This window comes from Streptosporangium sp. NPDC003464 (assembly GCF_053588315.1).
In genome coordinates, this window is sequence record NZ_JBSFPS010000444.1 from 1 (window position 1) to 4,640 (window position 4,640).

At 72.7% G+C, this 4,640-nt stretch carries 5 protein-coding genes; 1 reads left to right on the forward strand and 4 read right to left on the reverse strand.

Annotation, left to right across the window (positions count from 1 at the left end):
- Positions 1-30: 30 nt before the first annotated feature.
- From ACWDS7_RS46740 to ACWDS7_RS46755, 4 genes are all read right to left on the reverse strand, one after another.
- The gene (locus ACWDS7_RS46740) at positions 31-1,062 is read right to left on the reverse strand and encodes a UbiA prenyltransferase family protein (protein ID WP_451934556.1); all 1,032 of its coding nucleotides are present in this window, start codon (positions 1,060-1,062) and stop codon (positions 31-33) included.
- A gap of 18 nt (positions 1,063-1,080) precedes the next feature.
- Positions 1,081-2,127 carry an NAD-dependent epimerase/dehydratase family protein gene (locus ACWDS7_RS46745; RefSeq protein WP_451934557.1) on the reverse strand — a complete coding sequence of 349 codons (1,047 nt, stop codon included), beginning with the start codon at positions 2,125-2,127 and terminating at the stop codon, positions 1,081-1,083.
- Complete coding sequence (locus ACWDS7_RS46750; RefSeq protein ID WP_451934558.1) at positions 2,109-3,548, reverse strand: aspartate aminotransferase family protein; 1,440 nt, start codon at positions 3,546-3,548, stop codon at positions 2,109-2,111. Before ACWDS7_RS46750 ends, ACWDS7_RS46745 begins: the two co-directional genes overlap by 19 nt.
- A gap of 402 nt (positions 3,549-3,950) precedes the next feature.
- Positions 3,951-4,217 (reverse strand): hypothetical protein, encoded by a 267-nt coding sequence (locus ACWDS7_RS46755; protein WP_451934559.1) that lies wholly within the window; start codon positions 4,215-4,217, stop codon positions 3,951-3,953.
- 173 nt (positions 4,218-4,390) lie between these two features.
- Here ACWDS7_RS46755 and ACWDS7_RS46760 point away from each other — a divergent pair.
- Positions 4,391-4,640, forward strand: a 250-nt coding sequence (locus ACWDS7_RS46760) for an AfsR/SARP family transcriptional regulator (RefSeq protein WP_451934560.1), incomplete at its 3' end; no start/stop codon positions are given.

Sequence of the window (4,640 nt, forward strand, 5' to 3'; positions counted from 1 at the left end):
ACATGACTGCCGCCTTTCGGGTCGTGGGGTTCATCGCAGGACCGTCGCGGCCAGCGCGGGGTGGTGGGCCAGCACGAGCGTCACGCCGAGCACGACGGCCAGCGCCACCGCCGTGGCGGCCAGGCCCCGGTCGCGCAGCACCCCCCGCACCGGATCGCCGCCGCCCCCCTCGACGAGCACCACCTGCAGGTAGCGGAACAGGGCGAAGATCACGAACGGCGTGGCCAGCAGCATCGCCGGCTGGCCGTAGGGGCCGAACGGCGCCTCGGTGCGCAGGTACATCAGGCCGGCGACCGCGGTGAGCACGCAGGTGAGCTGGAGCATCTGGTCGGCCAGCCCCACCGAGTAGCCGCGCAGCGCGGGCCGGTGGGCGGTCCCGGACTCCAGCAGCTCCTGGCGCCGCTTGCCGGTCACCAGCAGCAGCGACACCGAGAACACCGCGACCAGCAGCCACCCGGAGACCGGTTCTCCGATCGCCGCGTACCCCTGGACGACGCGTAGCGCGAAGCCCAGCGCGACGGCGCACACGTCGATCAGGGGGATGTGCTTGAGCACGCGGGTGTAGGCGACGTTGAGCGCCAGGTAGGCCAGCAGGGGCCAGTACGGCCGGCCGGGACCGGAACCGGCCACCACGCCGAGCAGCGCGAGCAGGGCGGCGCAGTACAGGCAGGCGGCCCAGACCGGCACCCGCCCGGCGGCGACCGGACGGTGGCGCTTGACGGGGTGGTGGCGGTCCCGGTGCCGGTCGGCGATGTCGTTGCCGACGTACACGCAGGCCCCGGCCAGGACGAAGCCGGCCACGGCCCAGCCCGTCGCGCCGAGCATCGCGAGGGTCCAGACGCTCGCGTCGGCGAGCGCGAGGGGCACCAGCAGGACGCTCTTGGCCGCGTGCAGCGGCCGTATCAGGGCCGCCAGGTCCGCCGGCAGCCCCGGCCGCCGGCCCGGCGCACCGTCCGCCGTGCCGCTTGGCGCACCGTCCGCCGTGCCGTCCGGCGCACCGTCGGCGAGCGGCTCCGGCGGCCGGGCCACCCCCTGGGAGCCGGGAGGTTCGATGACACGCATATGCACCTCCGGCCGGGATCAGAAGAAGACTTTCGCGAGCGACAGCGCGCCCTGCCGCCACGCGTCGCGGCTGGTCCGGCCGGCCGCGGGCGCCCCGCGGCCCTGCTGCCGCCGGTTCTCCCGCCACCAGGCGTAGGTGCGCAGGATCGCCTCCTGGTTGGAGAAGCGGGGCTCGAAGCCGAGACGGTCCCGGGCCTTGTCGATGCTGACGTAGGAGTCCGCGAGCAGCTTGTACAGCAGCCGTTCGTACACCGGGGACAGCCCCGTCCTGCCCAGCAGCCGCAGGGCGGCCAGGGTCGGCCCGGCCGGGAGCGACACCAGCCGCCGGCCGTGGCCCGCCGCGTCGAGCACCGCCTGGAAGTCCTCGCGCAGGGTGCCGAACGCGGCGGCGGCGATGTTGAAGGTGTCGCCGGCCACGTCCGCGGGCGCCTGGAGCACGCGCAGGATCGCCTCGACCAGGTCGTCGATCGCGAGCATCTGGATGCGCACGTCGCCGCGGCCCAGCAGCGGGAAGTTACGGCCCTCCTCGGCCCATTCGAAGAGCATCGAGAACAGTCCCATGCGGCCGGGGCCGAGGAAGGTCTTGGGCCGCAGGACCGGCACGCACATCCCCTCCTCCCGGAACGCCTCCGCCACCTCCTCCGCCGCCGCCTTGGCCCGGCTGTAGGGGTCGACCGGCTCCCGGGGATGGCTCTCGGCCGTGGGGACCGTCCGCGGCAGGCCGTACACCGCCGTGGAGGAGACGTGCACGGCGCGCGGCACGCCGGCCCGGCGGGCGGCCTCCAGCACGCTGCGGGTGCCCCCGACGATCACGTCGCGGATCTCGCCGGCCGGGTAGCTCGGCAGCGCCGCGGCGCAGTGCACCACCGCCTCGGCCCCGGTGACCAGTCCGGTCATCAGCGGGGTGTCCCGGATGTCGCCGATCGCGTACCGCGCCCGCGGGCACCCGTCGGAGCGCGGGCGCAGGTCCACGCCCAGCACGTCGTACCCCGCCTCCGTCAGGCCCCGGACCAGGTTCCCGCCCAGCATCCCGGAGCTGCCCGTGACTACGACCCGGACGGCCATCGCGGCGCCACCTTCTCCCGCACGAATCGGGTGAGCAGCCGCGGCAGGCCCTGGTCCAGGGTGGCGGCGAGACTGTCGAGGAAGTATTCGACGTCCGCGGGCTCGACGACCAGCGGGGGCGCGGCGACCAGCGGGTTGTCCCCGTTCAGCGTGTAGTAGGCGTAGACGCCGTGGTCGCGGTAGAGCGCGTCGACGACCGAGCAGGTGATCAGCTTGATGCGGAAGTTGGGGTCCTTGGCCAGGCCGCCCGGGGCGAGCCTCGCGGCGAGGTCGAGGATCTTCGGCCCGCCGTCCAGGAAGATCCCGTACAGCGCGCCCGCGCCCCGCACCGCGGCCACCGTGTCCGGGTGCCCCTTGCGGATCCGCTCCAGGCCCGGGGCGAGGACGCGCTCGATCTCGCGCGCCCGCCCCGGGTAGTCGTCCTCGACGGCGATGTTGACCGCCTCGATCGCGGTGGCGGTCTCCTCGCCGAACCCGTAGTACGTCGTGCTGGTGCTGTGCATCACCGAGTCGGCGAGGTTGTCGTAGGCCCTGCGGAACACCCGCTCGCGCGCGATGTACGCCGAGATCGACGACTTGCCGCCGCCGAACGACTTCGACGTGGTCACGATGTCCGGGACGAGGCCGGGATGGCGCATGAAGTAGAAGAGGCTGCCGGTCTTGCCCCAGCCCGTGTAGATCTCGTCGAAGATCAGCATGATGTCGTCCGCGTCGCAGAGCTCCCGCAGCCCGCGCAGGAACTCCTCGGAGCAGGAACGCATGGTCGAGGCGCTGAACGGCTCGATGATGATCGCGTACACGTCGCAGCCGCCGTCGCGGGTGCGCGCCGCGGCGGTCGCGGCGCGCACGGCGTCCAGGTCGCCGTAGGGGAAGGCGCCCACCCCCGGGATGCCCGGGAAGCGGAAGCGGTCCGGGGTGCCGGTGAGGGTGCCGGAACCCAGCAGCTTGCCGTGGAAGGCGATGTCGGCGCGGAGGATCCGCTGCCGGCGCCCGCCGTGGTACTTGTAGGCGAGCTTGACCGCGCCCTCCACCGCCTCGGCGCCGGAGTTGGGGAAGAACGACATGTTCAGGTCGCCGGGCAGCAGCTGGGCGAGGTTGTGGCCGAGCGCCGCCACGTAGGGTGAGAAATAGGTCTTGTGCACCTCCATCCTGTGCGCCTCCTGGAAGCGCCGGCGGGCGGCCAGGACGCGGGGGTGGTTGTGGCCGTGGTTGAGCACGCCGACCCCGCCGGTGAAGTCGAGGATCCTCCGGCCGCCCCGGGTCCAGATCCAGGCGCCCTCGGCGCGCTCGACGAGCTCCCGGCCGAAACCGAACGAGGTCATCAGCGACACCTGGCTGCGGCTGACGTGTTTCCGGTAGAGGTCGTGAACGTCTCTGGCGGTGAGCCGCTCGCATTCTTCGAGGCTGATCAGTTCGGACACGCGCACTCTCCTTTCCCCGTCGCCGGGGGATCGGTGCTCATCGGGACGCGGCGCCACGGTTCCGGCGGCCCCGGAACGGCGGTCGGCCCCGGGCCCCCTCCGGAAGTGAAGTGGAGTCGCATCGACGATGCGGCCCGGCTGTCAAGGGCGGGTAAAGGCGCGGCTTGACACCGTCGAGTCACGCGTTTCCAGATGGTGAGACAGATGGGGAGCCGCGAGCCCGGCGTCCGGCGTGTCCGTTCTCCGGCGCGGGCCCGGCCGGTCCCGTGGGCGCCGTCTCACCATTCGAGAACGCTCCGGTCCGGTACGGCGTGCCGCGGGAGGGCGGGGGTCGGCGCCCACGGCTCCGCCGTCCGGCGGCCGATGCCGGGGAGCGCGAGAAACGCCCCGCCTTTCCGCCATTCATCCGGCCGGTCGAAAAGATCCGGAAAAGGGTAATCCGAAAGGCATGTCCGGGCCGGTGGCGCCGTAATCCGGAACGGGCGGGGCGCCGTCCGGTGCGGCCGCGGCGCTGCCCGGCCGGAGGCCGCCGATTCCGGCGGGATCCTCGTTCTCCGCCTTCGCGGTGCGGGACTTGACGGGCAGGTGGTGGGCCGCGACAGGCCGGTCCTCGTTGATGCGGCCCCAAACCGTGGTTGTGGCCGGCAATAAATAGAACATGACCACCATTTATCGGGCAATTCACCGTGAACTTCAGATATCGACACGTGGTCATATGTATGGGTATATGGCGCTGATGATATGTGGCTGTGCGGCGCTGACGGACGGAGCGGCTCCGGCCGCCCGAATATCGACGGGCCAGGACCTGCCGCGGGGCGGACGGCGTCCGGCGGTGCCGGGTCATGCGCTTTAGCGTCCTCGGCACGCTCGAGGTCCGCTCCGGTGACCACCGGCTGGTCCGGCTGGGCGCCGCCAAGCAGCGCACCCTGCTGGCGGTGCTGCTGCTGAACGTCAACCGGCCCGTCCCCGCCGACCGGCTGGTCGAGGCGCTGTGGCCGCAGCGGCCGCCCCGCACCGCCGCGGTCGCGCTGCGCACCTACGTGTCCGCGCTCCGGCATCGGGTGGCAGCTCGGCCGCGACGCGCTCGGCCTC

Coding starts and splice junctions, on each gene's coding strand:
- ACWDS7_RS46745 (WP_451934557.1), bottom strand. CDS start 2,127: ATGGCCGTCCGGGTCGTAGTCACGGGCAGCTCCGGGATGCTGGGCGGG.
- ACWDS7_RS46755 (WP_451934559.1), bottom strand. CDS start 4,217: ATGGTGGTCATGTTCTATTTATTGCCGGCCACAACCACGGTTTGGGGC.
- ACWDS7_RS46740 (WP_451934556.1), bottom strand. CDS start 1,062: ATGCGTGTCATCGAACCTCCCGGCTCCCAGGGGGTGGCCCGGCCGCCG.